Here is a 15,087-nt window from a genome sequence, read left to right as displayed (position 1 = left end):
AAATGCTGGACAGAATTCCGCTCGAAGCCTTCCGTGTCTTCGATGCCGCATGCCGGTTCATGAATTTCTCCCGCGCCGGCCGTGAGCTCCATATCACGCAGGCCGCCGTCAGCCGCCGCATTCAGGGCCTGGAAGAACAGCTTGGCTCGAAACTTTTCACCCGCCGCGGACGCAATCTCAGCCTGACGCCGGAGGGAGACCGTCTTGCCCAGAGAATTCGCGCCACGCTGGAATATCTGGAGGAAAGTCTGGAGCCGTTCCGGGGTGGAGGCCGGGAAACCATCTCGATTGCGGCCAGCAGCTCGGTCTCGCACCTGTGGCTCGGCAAGCGCCTGAAGGATTTCGACAATGAAAGCCCATCGGTCTCCGTCCGTTTGCTAACAACCGACGTGCCGTCGGAACTGGCATCGGAAGCCAACGACCTCGTCATCCTCTATGCCGCCGGCGAACACCCACGGTGGAACCTCACTTTGTTGATCCGAGAAAGCCTCGTGCCCGTCGCCTCCCCCGCCTACGTGGAAAGACGGGGGCTCGATGCAGCCTCGCTGACGGCAGACGCTTTGACCCAGTTGGACCTGATCGATTACGAGCGCTTCAACGCCCACTGGATCTCGCTCAGGCAATGGTTCGCGCGGTTGCCGAAGCCACCGAAGGCTGCGATCAAGCCGCGGCTATCGTTCTCGACCTATTCGCTGGCCATCGATGCCGCCCTGCGCGGCGAGGGCGTGACGCTTGGCAGCATGGGATTGATTGCCGAGGAGCTTGCGTCCGGAACACTGGTGGAGCTCGGAACCGCCCAGCTCGATACGGGCTATGGCTACTATCTCGGCATGCCGCGCTACCGCTCGCTCACCCCGGGCGCCGCACGTCTCCACCAGCACCTGCTCGGAAACCCATAGGCACCGAAAGCGCTAAAACGCGAAAGGCGGCCCGATGGACCGCCCTTCGTAAATTATATCGACCTCTGAAAAATCAGGCCGGAACGACGATGCCGTTCAGATGCGTCAGTTCGGACAGGAACTGTTCGAGCTTGGTCTTGTGCTCGTCGCTGTTGGAGTTGTCGATGGCAGCCTGGGTTGCCTCGATGCGCTTCTGCAGCGTGTCCTGGTTCAGTTCGGTCACCGGCACAGCGGATTCCGCGAGCAGCGTGCAGCTGTCCTGAACGATATCGGCAAAACCACCGAAAACGACGTATTTGGTGACCTGACCCGAGGCAAGCTTCACGGACACGACGCCCGGCTTGATCGTCGTCATCGTCGGCGCATGGTTGGCAAGCACCGTCATTTCGCCAAGCGTTGCCGGGATCACCACTTCGGAGACATTCTCCGACACGAGCAGGCGCTCGGGCGATACCAGTTCAAATTTGAAAGCGTCGGCCATCAAGGTCCACTTCCCTCGAGTGTTTCAAGCAGGAATGGCGCGCCGGATCATGTCCCGCGCGCCGTCTTATAGGATCAAGCAGCTTCGGAAAGCTTCTTGGCCTTTTCAATCGCTTCTTCGATCGAGCCGACCATGTAGAAGGCAGCTTCCGGCAGGTGATCGTATTCGCCGGCAACGAGGCCCTTGAAGCCCTTGATCGTGTCTTCGAGAGCGACCAGCTTGCCCGGCGCACCGGTGAAGACTTCGGCGACGAAGAATGGCTGCGACAGGAAGCGCTCGATCTTGCGGGCGCGCTGAACGGTCATCTTGTCCTCTTCGGACAGTTCGTCCATGCCGAGGATGGCGATGATGTCCTGCAGAGCCTTGTAGCGCTGAAGCGTCGTCTGAACCTTACGAGCAATCTCGTAGTGCTCTTCGCCGACAACCAGCGGGTCGAGCATGCGCGAGGTCGAGTCGAGCGGGTCAACAGCCGGGTAGATACCCTTTTCAGCGATCGAGCGCGACAGAACCGTCGTTGCATCCAAGTGGGCGAACGAAGTTGCAGGAGCCGGGTCGGTCAAGTCGTCGGCGGGAACGTAGATGGCCTGAACCGAGGTGATCGAACCCTTGGTCGTGGTGGTGATGCGTTCCTGCATCTGACCCATGTCGGTCGCGAGCGTCGGCTGATAGCCAACGGCCGAAGGAATACGGCCGAGAAGAGCCGACACTTCGGAACCTGCCTGGGTAAAGCGGAAGATGTTGTCCACGAAGAACAGAACGTCCTGGCCCTTGTCACGGAAGTCTTCAGCGATGGTCAGACCCGTCAGAGCGACGCGAGCGCGCGCACCCGGCGGTTCGTTCATCTGGCCGTAAACGAGGGCTGCCTTCGAGCCTTCGCCGCCGCCGTGCTTGTTCACGCCGGATTCGATCATTTCGTGGTAAAGGTCGTTGCCTTCGCGGGTACGTTCACCCACGCCAGCAAATACCGAGTAACCACCGTGCGCCTTGGCGACGTTGTTGATCAGTTCCATGATGAGAACGGTCTTGCCAACGCCGGCGCCGCCGAACAGGCCAACCTTACCGCCCTTGGAATAGGGAGCCAGCAGATCGACGACCTTGATGCCGGTTACCAGGATCTGGCCTTCGGTCGACTGCTCGACGTAGGACGGTGCTTCCTGGTGGATCGAGCGCTTGCCCGACGTGATCAGCGGACCAGCTTCGTCGACCGGCTCGCCGATGACGTTCATGATGCGGCCGAGCGTCTCAGGACCAACCGGAACGGTGATCGGAGCGCCGGTATCGGTAACGCGCTGACCGCGAACCAGACCTTCGGTCGAGTCCATGGCGATGGTGCGAACCTGGTTTTCACCAAGATGCTGCGCGACTTCAAGAACGAGGCGGTTGCCGTTGTTCTCTGTTTCAAGCGCGTTGAGGATCGCCGGCAGTTCGCCGTCGAACGCCACGTCGACGACAGCGCCGATAACCTGGGTCACTTTGCCGAGGGACGTGCCCGTTGCGGTAGCCATGATTATTACCCTCTTTCTTTACCTCAGAGCGCTTCCGCGCCCGAAATGATTTCGATGAGTTCCTTGGTGATCTGTGCCTGGCGCTGACGGTTGTAGGAGAGCGTCAGCTTGTTGATCATGTCACCGGCATTGCGCGTCGCGTTGTCCATTGCAGACATCTGCGCGCCATAGAAGGAAGCGTTGTTTTCAAGAAGTGCACGGAAGATCTGCACTGCGATGTTCTTCGGCAGCAGGTCTTCCAGGATTTCCTGTTCGCTCGGCTCGTATTCGTAAAGTGCGGCAGAACCGGCATCCGGCTGTGCTGCATCCCGAACGTCGAACTTTGCGGGGATGATCTGCTGGGCAGTTGCCACCTGTGCGATAACCGACTGGAAGCGCGCGAAAAACAGCGTCGCAACGTCGAATTCGCCAGCGTTGAACAGCTCGAGCACCTTGTGGGCCACTTCGTCGGCCTGGACGAAACCAAGCTGCTTGACTTCGCGGAAGGTCACGTAGTGGACGATGTTGTCCTTGAACGTACGGCGAAGCACGTCGTTGCCCTTGCGGCCGACGGTCAGGATCTTGACCGTCTTGCCCTGTGCAATCAGCTTCAGCGCATGCTCGCGTGCCAGACGGACGATCGAGGAGTTGAAGCCCCCCGCCAGACCGCGCTCGCCCGTCGCAACGATCAGGAGATGAACCTGATCCTTGCCAGTCCCGGACAAGAGAAGCGGTGCTTCGGCATTGCCGGCATTGGCAGCCGTCAGGCTGGCCAATACCTTGGTCATACGCTCCGCATAAGGACGGGCAGCCTCGGCCGCCTCCTGTGCACGGCGCAGTTTCGCAGCGGCGACCATTTTCATCGCCCTGGTGATCTTCTGCGTCGCCTTGACGGAGGCGATCCGGTTTTTCAGATCCTTAAGTGAAGGCATCCGTTATCGGTCCTCGATCTAGATCCGTTTTAGGCGAAAGACTTGGCGAAGCTGTCGAGAGCTGCCTTGAGCTTTGCCTTCGTGTCGTCGGAAACCTGCTTCTCGCTGCGGATCGTTTCGAGAACCGCCTTGCCTTCGGAACGAAGGTAGGAAAGCAGACCCTGCTCGAACTTGCCGACATCGGAAACCGCGATCTTGTCGAGGTAGCCGTTGACGCCTGCAAAGATCACCGCAACCTGTTCTTCGGTCTTCAGCGGCGAGAACTGCGGCTGCTTCAGAAGTTCGGTCAGGCGTGCACCGCGGTTAAGCAGGCGCTGAGTCGAGGCGTCGAGGTCGGAACCGAACTGCGCGAACGCAGCCATTTCACGATACTGGGCAAGCTCGCCCTTGATCGAGCCGGCAACCTGCTTCATCGCCTTGATCTGCGCGGCCGAGCCAACGCGGGACACCGACAGACCGACGTTAACGGCCGGACGGATACCCTGGTAGAACAGGTCGGTTTCAAGGAAGATCTGGCCATCGGTGATCGAGATCACGTTGGTCGGAATAAACGCCGAAACGTCGTTACCCTGGGTTTCGATGACAGGCAGAGCCGTCAGCGAACCGGAGCCACGCTCGTCGGAGAGCTTCGCAGCGCGCTCAAGAAGACGCGAATGCAGGTAAAAGACGTCGCCCGGGTAAGCTTCGCGGCCCGGAGGACGACGTAGCAGAAGGGACATCTGACGATAAGCGACGGCCTGCTTGGAAAGGTCGTCATAAGCGATCAGCGCGTGCTGACCGTTGTCGCGGAAGTACTCGCCCATCGCGCAACCGGCGAACGGAGCTAGATACTGCATCGGAGCAGCGTCGGATGCGGTCGCAGCAACGATAATCGAGTAAGGCAGTGCGCCGCGTTCTTCGAGAACCTTGACGAACTGGGCAACCGTCGAGCGCTTCTGGCCGATGGCCACGTACACGCAGAACAGCTTGTCGTTTTCCGGGCCGGTCTCGTGGATCGCCTTCTGGTTCAGGAACGCGTCGAGAATGATCGCGGTCTTGCCGGTCTGACGGTCGCCGATGACGAGCTCGCGCTGGCCGCGGCCAACCGGGATCAGAGCATCGATGGCCTTGAGGCCGGTCGACATCGGCTCATGAACCGACTTGCGTGGAATGATGCCTGGAGCCTTGACGTCGACGCGCGAACGGCGGGTCGCGTTGATCGGGCCCTTGCCGTCGATCGGGTTGCCGAGCGCGTCAACGACGCGGCCGAGCAGTTCCGGACCGACAGGAACGTCAACGATGGCGCCGGTCCGCTTGACGGTGTCGCCTTCCTTGATGTTACGGTCGGAGCCGAAGATAACCACGCCGACATTGTCGGATTCGAGGTTCAGCGCCATACCGCGGACACCGCCCGGGAACTCGACCATTTCACCAGCCTGGACATTGTCGAGGCCGTAAACGCGAGCGATACCGTCACCGACGGACAGAACCTGGCCGACTTCAGAGACTTCGGCTTCCTGGCCGAAGTTCTTGATCTGGTCCTTGAGAATTGCGGAAATTTCCGCTGCACGGATATCCATCAGCCGACCTCTTTCAATGCAAGCTTAAGGGTGGAAAGTTTGGTGCGAAGGGACGTATCGATCTGACGCGACCCGACCTTGACGATCAGGCCACCGAGGATCGACGGATCGATCGTAACGGCGATTGTCACATCCTTGCCGGTGACGCCCTTCAGCGCCGACTTAAGTTCAGTTTCCTGCGCTGGGGTGAGCGCGTGGGCAGACGTTACCTCTGCGGTAACCTCGCCACGATGCTCGGCAGCGATTTGACGGAAGCTACGGATCATGCCCGGCAGAGCAAACAGACGGCGGTTGCCGGCAACGACCTTGATGAAGTTGAGAACGGCACCGGTGATGCCAGCCTTTTCGGCAACGGCTGTCACCGCGTTCTGCTGATCGTGGGCGGAAAACACCGGGCTTGCAACCAGACGCCGAAGGTCTTCGCTCTCATCCAGCAACGCCTGAAACCGATCGAGATCGGCGCTGACTTTATCGATGGAACCGGTTTCGAGCGCGAGCTCAAAAAGCGAAGAAGCGTAACGCTCTGCGACACCGGAAATAAGCGGGGACGTGTCAGCCACGGGCACAGTTTCCCTGAATTGCCATCCAAGCGCTGCGCCCTTTTTTAGAGGATCAGCAAGACCTTGAAAATATTTGATTTTTAATCAGAACCAGCGGGGCCTCCACCCCACCCTTTCCGACTTTCGCGGTCCGTCTAGCATAGGATGTAGGGACTCGCAACACGGGAGAGGCGGGAAAACGCCCCTGGGACTAGAGCTTGAGTCGTTTTTATGTCGGACACCGCTGGAATTGACCGCGTCTGAGATGAACACTCTTGATTGGAAAGCTCAGAGATAGCCGAAGACATAGGCGAGCGGGCCGGCTGAAAGGACAACTTGTAGTAGGAAAATCAGCGTGTTTTTCACAGTTGCGCCACGATCGAAAGCAAACGAGACCAGCCTTCCGAATGCCCCCAGACCGAGCACGATGCCGAGCACCATATAGAACCAGTCCTGGGCAAAGATGATCGGCACGACGCCGAGGCCGACATACTGAGCGCCGGCGGCCCGCACCGATCCGTAACCCTCCGGCCGGACATCGCCGACACGGAACGCCGAAAGCCGCAGGCAGGGGCCGGGAAACAGGAGGATGAGGAGCCCGATGAGAGCCGTCGCGGCAGCGCAGACAAACGCCAGCTGCTCGCCGGTCTCGGTGGGGAAATAGAGTTCCATGGAATCCTCGAATCGTTCTTGTGCGGCGATTTTATCGAAAGCGGTAAACAACTCGCAAAGATAGGATCAGAGAAAACTCTGCGGATCGATATCGAGCTGGATCTGCACCGTACCACGGACCTTCGGGCCGGCAGACATCATCGCCTTCAGAAAAGCCTGCATGTCGGAATTGCGCCGTCCGTGCACCAAAAGCCGGAATCGATGGCGGCCGCGTACCAGCGCGAGCGGCGCTTCAGCTGGACCAAGCACGGAAATCCCGGTCACCCTTGGTGCGGCCGCGCGCAATCCCCGTGCATGGGTTTCCGCATCGGCGCGCGTATCGGCCGAGACGATCAGCGACGCAAGCCGCCCGAACGGCGGCAGGATCGCCTTTTCGCGCTCTGCGATCTCACGCTCGTAGAACGCGCCCGCATCGCCTGAGACGATTGCCTGCATGACGGGATGCTGCGGCTGGAACGTCTGGATCAGGCCATGGCTCTTCAACCCTGTTCGCCCGGCGCGGCCCGTTACCTGGCTGAGCAACTGGAACGTCCTCTCGGCGGCCCGCGGGTCGCCGTTCGACAGGCCGAGATCTGCATCGACGATGCCGACCAGCGTCATCAGCGGAAAGTTGTGGCCCTTCGCCACCAGCTGCGTGCCGATCACTATATCCACATCGCCCTTGGCGATCGCATCGAGCTCCATCCGCAGTCGCTTGACGCCGCCGAGCAGGTCCGACGACATGACGATCGTGCGCGCTTCCGGAAAATGCTTCTCCACCTCTTCCGCGATACGCTCCACGCCCGGCCCGCAGGCGACGAGGTGGTCGAACGTCCCGCATTCCGGGCAGGCTTCCGGCGTATGTTCGTGATAGCCGCATTGATGGCACTGGATCTGGTTTCTGAAGCGATGCTCCACCAGCCAGCTTGAACATTGCGGGCACTGGAAGCGGTGGCCACAGACCCGGCAGAGCGTCAGCGGCGCATAGCCGCGACGGTTGAGGAACAGCAGCGACTGCTCGCCACGCTCCAGCGCCTTCTTCATGCCGCGCAGGAGAATGGGCGAGAGGAACCCACCGCGTTCCGGCGGATGGCGGCGCATGTCGACCAGATGCAGGTCCGGCAGTGCTGCGTCGCCAAAGCGGGTCGGCAGATGGACCGTGGTATAGCGCCCCGACAACCCGTTGACCTGGCTTTCCACGGAAGGCGTCGCCGACACCAGCACGATCGGAAAATCGCCGATGCGGGCCCGCACCACCGCCATGTCGCGGGCATTGTAGAAGACGCGGTCCTCCTGCTTGTAGGCAGGGTCGTGTTCTTCGTCGATGACGATCAGCCCGAGATCCTCGAACGGCAGGAACAGGGCCGAACGGGCACCGGCGACCACCCTCACCTCTCCCGTCACGACGCCGCGCCAGACTTTCTCACGGATACGGGGGGAAAGATCCGAATGCCATTCGGCAGGCTTTGCCCCGAACCGCTGCTCGAACCGATCGAGAAAGCTCGAGGTGAGTGCGATTTCCGGCAACAGGATCAGAACCTGCTTGTCTTGTCGGAGCGCCTGGGCGATCGCCTCGAAATAGACTTCCGTCTTGCCGGACCCCGTGACGCCATCGATCAGCGAGGCGGCAAACCCGCCGGCGCGGACAGATGCGACGATCTCTTCGGCCGCACCCTTCTGAGGTCCCTCGATACGGGGTGCCGTGTAATCGGGGTCAGGCCGTGCCACGACCGGCGGCGGCGGCAGGAAGATCGTGTCGAAGACACCCTGCTTGATCAATCCGTCGACGACGCTCAGGGACACGCCGGCCGCATGCGCAAGGCCGCTGCGGGTCCAGGGCGCTTCCTGCTCTTTCGCAAGGTCGAGCACGCGGGTTCTGGCCGGCGTCAGTCGAGCCGGCTCGCCGCCGATAAAGCGCAGACCCTCGACCATCGGCTCTGGATCGAGCGCTGCCGGAGCCCTGATCGCCATGCGGGCCACGAAACCCGGCGGCGACAGCGTGTAGGCCGAGACCCAGTCGACGAAATCGCGCATCTCCTTGGAAAGCGGCGGGCAATCGAAGGCGAGCGTGATCGGACGCAGCTTCTTCGGGTCGAGCGTGCTGTCGTCTGCGCCATCCCACACGACGCCGATCATCTGGCGCGGACCGACCGGCACCTGCACGACCGAACCGGGCACCACGACCAGTCCCTCCGGCACGGCATAGCTATACGGGCCCGGCACCGGCAGTGGCACCAGGACCGGCACGACGGCCGCGACGGGCTTATCGAGGAGCGGACCGAACAGGTCGGACGAATCTGTGTCCATGGCGGGACCATGCCCAAAACCGGAACGAAAGGGAACCGCTGTTTGGCGCTCCCCGCCGTTGACGACACACATCGCGGCGTGAAATTTAGGTTGTATCGTAAATAAAAATTAACTATAGGTAGAGTCCTAACCGGAGTGGGGGCTACGGATGTTCTGCAAGTCGATGACGACGCTTGTCGTGCCTGCTATTCTGCTGGCCGGCTGCAATATTCATCCTCTGCCAGAGGATTTCTCCAAGCCGGATACGACCTACCAGATTGTCGCCAAGGTGCGCTGCGAGGCGCGCGATGCCATCCGCGAGATCGCCACGGAGCTACTGCGCGAATACGGATCCCCGGCGGAGAAGCAGCTCTCCGCAGAGCTTCTAGCCGGGACGGTAACCTATGCCGATGCTTTCACACGCCGCTACAGCCCGGACATCAGTCTCTATTTCGACCGCTATGCCAAGTCGTTCATCGCGTACGACTTTCAGCTCAACATGACGGAAATGGACAGCCACGGGTTTTCGTTGGGCCTGCTCAACCCGTTCTCGAACGGCACCCGCAGTCTCGGACTGGGCAGCAGCGTCGATCTGTCCCGCCAGAACAACCGCAGCTTTCGCGTCACGGATGAATTCGCGAAGCTGGCGACTGAGGTTAACGACCTATACTGTGCCCCGAAAGCGAGAGGCGGCAACCTCATCTACCCGATCGTCGGACGGATCGGCTTGAAGGAAACGCTCGAGACATTCGTGTGGCTCAACGAGAAAGGCAATCTCAAAGCCCCGAGCGGCACCGACGTGATCACCATGGCTGATACGCTGGAATTCACGACCACGCTGAAGGGAAATATCGATCCGAAGATCGAGCTCAACCCGGTGACCTCAGGTGTCACGATATCGAGCCTCGGCATGACGAATTCCGCGTCGCGCATCCACAAGCACCGGCTGCTGTTTGCACTCTCCATGCCGACGCTGACGGAAGAGAAAGAGAAATTGAGACAAAAACCGAAGCCGCAGAAGATGACGCCGACGGCGCCCGCGCGGCCGAGGCAACAGCCTGCGACATCGGCAGTGTCTGCGACATCGGCAGTGTCTGCGACCGAAGAGCGGGCAATCAAAGAGCTCGATCGCCAGCAGTATCTACGCCTGAACCGGGGCCTGGAGCGCTTCCTCGAGGACTACTGATTGTGGCGCAAACTGCGCATCGCCGTCGGCGGCAAGTCCGAACACCGTATGCCGCTCCAGCGCCTTGGTGACCTCGACGACGTCACCTTCCAGCTGGTCCGGTTGGATCATGTGTCCGATGGTGAAATCGAACTGGTTGCCCTTCTTGTTGAGGAGCTCATGGAACACCGTCATGTCGCGCAGCTCGGTCGACCATTTGGCAAGCCAGTAGAACAGCCCGGAATTGCGCGCCGTCATGTGGGTCGGCAGGATCGGCAGATTGTATTTGCGGGCAAGTCCGACGGCCGAGGTCTTCCACGGACGCTCGTTCAGCCGGCCATTCTCCCAATAGGCGATGCGGCCGGAGGGGAACAGGATCATGACCTTGCCCTCCTCAACCGCCTTGTTGGTGAGAACCAGCGTCTCGCGGGTCTTGAGCTTGCTCTTGTGATCGTCGCGCCATTCGACGGGAATGATCATTTCGGCAAAACGCGGATTGACCCGCACCGCATCGCGGTTGGCAAACACCATCAGGTCCGGTCGGCGCGATTTCAACAGGTCGAACACGGCGACGCCGTCGGCAATCCCGGTCGGATGGTTGCTGACGAGGATGAAACCTCCCTTGTCGGGGATCCGCTCCTCGTTTTTGACCGAAAGCTTCAGCTTCAGATGGTCGCTCAAATATTCGAAACACTGGTAACCGGATTTCGGCGCAATGTCGTCGGCGAACTCGATCGCCCGGCCGTAGCGCAGCAGCGTGTAGAGAAACGGACGCATGACCGGCCAGAACGGACTGCCGACGATCCGCTTGCCCCGCTCGGCGATCAGCGTATCGACGATGTGGCCCGGACGCCCTTGAGATACGCGTGCGATGGCTTCGGCGAACTGGCCGAAGCTCGTCATGGAATCACGGCGGTCCATGCAAACTCCTTGAAGCGGGCCTGCACTTGAGCAGTGCCCGCGTGATATTACGGTGGCAGGGTTACCGCGCCTTTAGGGATTCCGTAACGATGCTGGGTGCAATCTGGGGCGGCATGCCACGGAAATCAACGTCGCCCTCATGAACGAACTGCTCATTATCGCCGCCCCCGATCTTCTCGAGAGGCGCCGCGAATGGCTGGAAAGCCTGAGTGGCGAGCGCCGGCTGTCGCCCAACACGCTTGACGCCTATGAGCGCGACACCCGGCAATTCCTGACTTTTCTGACCACGCACCTCGCCGGACCGCCGACGATTTCGGATATCCATACGCTGCGTCCGGCAGACTTGAGAAGTTTTCTGGCAGCACGGCGGCGCGAAGGCTCCGGTGCGCGTTCTCTCGGCCGTCATCTCGCGGGGCTGCGCTCGTTCCTGCGGTACCTGGAGCGCAAGGGACTGGTGAATGCGGCAGCCGCCGGCGCTATCCGTGCCCCGCGTCAACCGAAATCGCTGCCGAAGCCGCTGACCGACGCCCAAGCCCTCAACATCGTTACCTCAGAGGCGCAACTGCACGAGGAGCCGTGGATCGCGGCACGCGACGCGGCCATCCTGACGCTGCTCTATGGCTGCGGACTTCGCATTTCGGAAGCGCTTGGCCTGACGCCCGCCGATATCGATGCAGGCGCCACCTCGCTTCGCATTCTTGGCAAAGGCGGCAAGACGCGGATCGTGCCGCTGCTTCCCGTCATTCTCGAAGCTGTCGAAACCTATAGGAAACTCTGCCCCTACCATCTGTCCGCCGATGCCCCGATGTTCCGTGGTGCGCGCGGCAAGACTCTGCAGCCGGCGATCATCCAGCGCGAGATGCAGAAGCTCAGAAGCGCGTTCAACCTGCCCGACAGCGCCACCCCGCATGCGCTGCGCCATTCCTTCGCGACCCATCTTCTGGCCGGAGGCGGCGATCTGCGCACGATCCAGGAACTGCTGGGACATGCCAGCCTTTCCACCACGCAGGTCTATACGGGCGTCGATACGTCGAGACTGCTCGAAGTCTACGACCGCGCCCATCCAAGGGCATGAACCCATCCTTAACCACATCGGTTAAGCCGCTGTTCGAGCAGTCCCGCTAGGGTGAGCCCAACAATTGGAACTGATGACATGATCCGCAGCATTTTCGCCGGCACAATCCTTCAACGCGCTCAGACGGCTGCGCTTTGGTTGCTTGCCGCCCTGCACGTTCTGCTGCTGGCCTCGGTCTGCCTCGTGATCACCTCGCTTGCCGCCCGCGCGGAGACGCCGGCCTGCACCGGGCGGGACCTGATCGCGGAGATGAAGGCCAACGATCCGGCCGCCTATCGGCAGGTTGTCGCAGAGGGCGAAAAAATCCCCAACGGCCGCGGCATCTTCTGGAAAATCGAGAAAGCCGGCCTCCCCGCGTCCTACCTTCTCGGCACCATGCATGTGACCGATCCACGCGTTCTGAAAATGCCTGAGGGCGCCGATGCCGCGCGCAAGGAAGCAAAGACCATCGTCGTCGAATCGGACGAAGTGCTCGACGAGCAGAAGGCGATGGCGGGCATGCTGTCCAAGCCTGAGCTGACCATGTTTACCGATGGCAGCTCGATCGAGAGCCTGCTGACGAAGGACGATCTCGCACTTCTCACCGATGCCCTGAAACAGCGCGGCGTGCCGCTCGCTGCCGTCTCACGCATGAAGCCCTGGCTGCTGATGGGTCTGGTCTCGATGTCCGCCTGCGAGATGGCCCGCAAGACCCAGAACACCCCTTTCCTAGACAAGCAGCTGGCGCTGGATGCGGCGAAAGCCGGCAAGTCGGTGAAGGGGCTCGAAACCTTTGCCGAGCAGCTTTCGACGTTGGCTGCCATTCCGGTCGATATCCACATGAAATCGCTGATCGAAGCGATCAAACTCGGTCCCAAGCTGGACGACGTGTTCGAGACGATGACCGGCCTTTATCTCTCCGGCGACGTAGGCATGACCATCCCCTTCCTCAAGACCGTCGTGCCCGAGGGCGAGGATGATGAAAGCGGTTATGCCGAATTCGAGGAACTGGTGGTGCGCAAGCGCAACCTGCTGATGGCCGAACGCGCGGCACCCATCCTCTCAGAAGGCGGCGCCTTCATCGCCGTCGGCGCACTGCACCTGCCGGGCGATGACGGCCTGGTCGAGCTCTTGCGCAAACAGGGTTTCACAGTCACCGCTGTGAACTGAGCCCTCTGGCGAGGGACGTACGCCCGTCAACCGGACACAAAAAAACCGGCCCTGTTACGGGGCCGGTTTTCCGATGCGATATTGTTGCCGATCACATATGGATCGGCTTGGCAAAGGTCGCGAGTGCGGCTTCCTTCACGGCTTCCGACAGGGTCGGGTGAGCGTGGCAGGTGCGGCCGAGATCTTCGGACGAACCGCTGAATTCCATCAGCACGGCAATCTCGTGGATCATGTCGCCGGCGCCGAAGCTGACGATATGGCCGCCGAGAACACGATCGGTTTCCTTGTCGGCGAGGATCTTGACGAAGCCGTCGGTGGCGAGCATCGCGCGGGCGCGACCGTTCGCCGTGAACGGGAACTTGCCGACCTTGTAGGCGATGCCTGCGGCCTTCAGCTCTTCTTCCGTGCGGCCGACCGATGCCACTTCCGGCTGGGTGTAGACCACAGACGGAATGACGTCGTAGTTCACGTGTCCGTGCTGGCCGGACAGGATTTCTGCGAGAGCGACGCCCTCGTCTTCGGCCTTGTGAGCCAGCATCGGGCCCTTCACCACGTCGCCGATCGCGTAGATGCCGGCGACATTGGTCTTGTAGCCGCCGTCGATTTCGACGCGACCGCGATTGTCGAGCGCAACGCCTGCTTCTTCGAGGCCAAGGCCTGCTGTGTATGGCTTGCGGCCGGTGGAGATCAGCACGACATCGGCTTCGAGGCTGACGGCATCGCCACCCTTGACCGGCTCATAGGTGACCTTGGCGCCGGTTTCAGTCTTCTCGACGCCGGTAACCTTGGCTTCGGTACGGATGTCCATGCCCTGCTTGGCCATCATGCGCTGGAACTGCTTGGAAACGTCCGCGTCCATCGAGCCGAGCAGCTTGTCGAGATACTCGATCACGGTGACCTTCGCGCCGAGACGCGACCAGACCGAACCGAGTTCCATGCCGATCACACCGCCGCCGACGACGATCATGTTGGCCGGGACCTTGTCTAGCGTGAGACCGCCCGTCGAAGAGACGATGACCTTCTCGTCGATGTCGACATTGACGCCCGGAATTCCAGCGATGTCGGAGCCGGTGGCGATGACGATGTTCTTCGTCTCGATTTCCTGCACCTTGCCGTCTTCACCGGTGACCGAAACCTTGCCGGCCGAAACGATCTTGCCGGTGCCGATGAAACCGTCAATCTTGTTCTTCTTGAACAGGAAGGCGACGCCATCGGTGTTCGACTTTACCGTCGCATCCTTGTGGGCCATCATCTTCGAAAGGTTCAGCGTCGGTGCCGGAACCTCGACGCCCAGTTCTTCCACGCCATGCGCCACATGCGCAAACATTTCCGAAGCATGCAGCAGCGCCTTGGAGGGAATGCAGCCGATGTTGAGGCAGGTACCGCCGTAGGTGGAACGCTTTTCGACGACAGCGACCTTGAGGCCGAGCTGGGCCGCCTTGATTGCGCAGACATAGCCGCCCGGGCCGGATCCGATTACGACAACATCATAAGCCATCAGACTATCCTTTTGATTGAGCAGGAGGCGGTCACACGAACAGTGCGATCATCATCAGCGCGAGGCCGACGAGGCTGACCAGCCATACAAGCGAGCGGACATACGGAATGCCCTTGAGATAAAGTGGAATGTAGACGATCCGCGCCACCAGCCAGACCGCAGCTCCGAACAGGCCAAAGCCCGACGAATCCCCGGTAAGGATCATCGCCAGCAGAAGGCCGATAAAGGCGGGATAGGTTTCCTGGTAGTTTCGCGAAGCGCGGGCCGCACGACCGGCCATCACGCTCTTGGGTTCGTTGTCGCCGTCCCGCGGACCGGCATTCCATGCCGTGCCGCGATCCTTGGTGGCGAAATTCCCCTGCAGCAGAATATGCACGAGAAGCAGGACGACACTCAGGCACAGAAGTACCAAGAGATAGGTCGCATTGGCTGAAGCGGCGTCCATTTT

At 60.9% G+C, this 15,087-nt stretch carries 14 protein-coding genes; 4 read left to right on the top strand and 10 right to left on the bottom strand.

Annotated elements, in window-relative coordinates; all coding sequences use genetic code 11:
- Positions 1-2: 2 nt before the first annotated feature.
- Positions 3-899 (top strand): LysR substrate-binding domain-containing protein, encoded by an 897-nt coding sequence (locus tag BLW69_RS01015; protein ID WP_092659340.1) that lies wholly within the window; start codon positions 3-5, stop codon positions 897-899.
- A gap of 73 nt (positions 900-972) precedes the next feature.
- Here the strand turns inward: BLW69_RS01015 and BLW69_RS01010 are convergent, their stop codons facing one another.
- The 7 genes from BLW69_RS01010 to BLW69_RS00980 form a co-directional block, all read right to left on the bottom strand.
- Positions 973-1,380 carry a F0F1 ATP synthase subunit epsilon gene (locus BLW69_RS01010; RefSeq protein ID WP_092659338.1) on the bottom strand — a complete coding sequence of 136 codons (408 nt, stop codon included), beginning with the start codon at positions 1,378-1,380 and terminating at the stop codon, positions 973-975.
- A gap of 74 nt (positions 1,381-1,454) precedes the next feature.
- Positions 1,455-2,885, bottom strand: a complete 1,431-nt coding sequence (gene atpD / locus BLW69_RS01005) for a F0F1 ATP synthase subunit beta (protein WP_062581713.1) — start codon at positions 2,883-2,885, stop codon at positions 1,455-1,457.
- A 23-nt stretch (positions 2,886-2,908) separates the two neighbouring features.
- The gene (locus BLW69_RS01000) at positions 2,909-3,796 is read right to left on the bottom strand and encodes a F0F1 ATP synthase subunit gamma (RefSeq protein WP_062581712.1); all 888 of its coding nucleotides are present in this window, start codon (positions 3,794-3,796) and stop codon (positions 2,909-2,911) included.
- A gap of 29 nt (positions 3,797-3,825) precedes the next feature.
- On the bottom strand, positions 3,826-5,355 hold the full coding sequence (atpA, locus tag BLW69_RS00995) for a F0F1 ATP synthase subunit alpha (protein ID WP_062462534.1): 1,530 nt from the start codon (positions 5,353-5,355) through the stop codon (positions 3,826-3,828).
- A complete protein-coding gene (locus BLW69_RS00990; protein ID WP_062581709.1) occupies positions 5,355-5,921 on the bottom strand; it encodes a F0F1 ATP synthase subunit delta in 567 nt (188 codons plus the stop codon). Before BLW69_RS00990 ends, atpA begins: the two co-directional genes overlap by 1 nt.
- A 261-nt stretch (positions 5,922-6,182) precedes the next feature.
- On the bottom strand, positions 6,183-6,566 hold the full coding sequence (locus BLW69_RS00985; protein ID WP_062462528.1) for an AGROH133_08824 family phage infection protein: 384 nt from the start codon (positions 6,564-6,566) through the stop codon (positions 6,183-6,185).
- Positions 6,567-6,632: 66 nt separating this feature from the next.
- On the bottom strand, positions 6,633-8,852 hold the full coding sequence (locus tag BLW69_RS00980) for a primosomal protein N' (RefSeq protein WP_092659336.1): 2,220 nt from the start codon (positions 8,850-8,852) through the stop codon (positions 6,633-6,635).
- 148 nt (positions 8,853-9,000) lie between these two features.
- On the opposite strand from BLW69_RS00980, the gene BLW69_RS00975 reads away from it, so the two are divergent.
- The gene (locus BLW69_RS00975) at positions 9,001-10,017 is read left to right on the top strand and encodes a hypothetical protein (RefSeq protein ID WP_092659334.1); all 1,017 of its coding nucleotides are present in this window, start codon (positions 9,001-9,003) and stop codon (positions 10,015-10,017) included.
- On the opposite strand, the gene BLW69_RS00970 is transcribed toward BLW69_RS00975, so the two are convergent.
- Positions 9,973-10,917, bottom strand: coding sequence for a GNAT family N-acetyltransferase (locus BLW69_RS00970; RefSeq protein WP_092659332.1), 945 nt, complete (start codon positions 10,915-10,917; stop codon positions 9,973-9,975). The genes BLW69_RS00975 and BLW69_RS00970 overlap by 45 nt on opposite strands.
- Positions 10,918-11,056: 139 nt before the next feature.
- Between BLW69_RS00970 and BLW69_RS00965 the strand changes: the two genes are divergently transcribed.
- Together BLW69_RS00965 and BLW69_RS00960 are read left to right on the top strand one after the other, a co-directional pair.
- Positions 11,057-11,992 (top strand): tyrosine recombinase XerC, encoded by a 936-nt coding sequence (locus BLW69_RS00965; protein ID WP_062581699.1) that lies wholly within the window; start codon positions 11,057-11,059, stop codon positions 11,990-11,992.
- A 78-nt stretch (positions 11,993-12,070) separates the two neighbouring features.
- Positions 12,071-13,141: a TraB/GumN family protein gene (locus BLW69_RS00960; protein WP_092659330.1), complete on the top strand. Its 1,071-nt coding sequence runs from the start codon at positions 12,071-12,073 to the stop codon at positions 13,139-13,141.
- 91 nt (positions 13,142-13,232) lie between these two features.
- Here the strand turns inward: BLW69_RS00960 and lpdA are convergent, their stop codons facing one another.
- Both lpdA and BLW69_RS00950 read right to left on the bottom strand, forming a co-directional pair.
- Entirely contained in the window at positions 13,233-14,639 is a 1,407-nt protein-coding gene (gene lpdA / locus BLW69_RS00955) for a dihydrolipoyl dehydrogenase (protein ID WP_092659328.1), read from the bottom strand.
- Positions 14,640-14,670: 31 nt separating this feature from the next.
- Positions 14,671-15,084 (bottom strand): MAPEG family protein, encoded by a 414-nt coding sequence (locus BLW69_RS00950; protein ID WP_062462506.1) that lies wholly within the window; start codon positions 15,082-15,084, stop codon positions 14,671-14,673.
- Between the last annotated feature and the right edge of the window lie 3 nt (positions 15,085-15,087).

It is taken from the genome of Rhizobium sp. NFR12 (assembly GCF_900108545.1).
Classification (GTDB): Bacteria; Pseudomonadota; Alphaproteobacteria; order Rhizobiales; family Rhizobiaceae; genus Neorhizobium; species Neorhizobium soli.
Note: the sequence above shows the minus strand (reverse complement) of the source record. Positions and strands in the feature narration are given on the sequence as shown.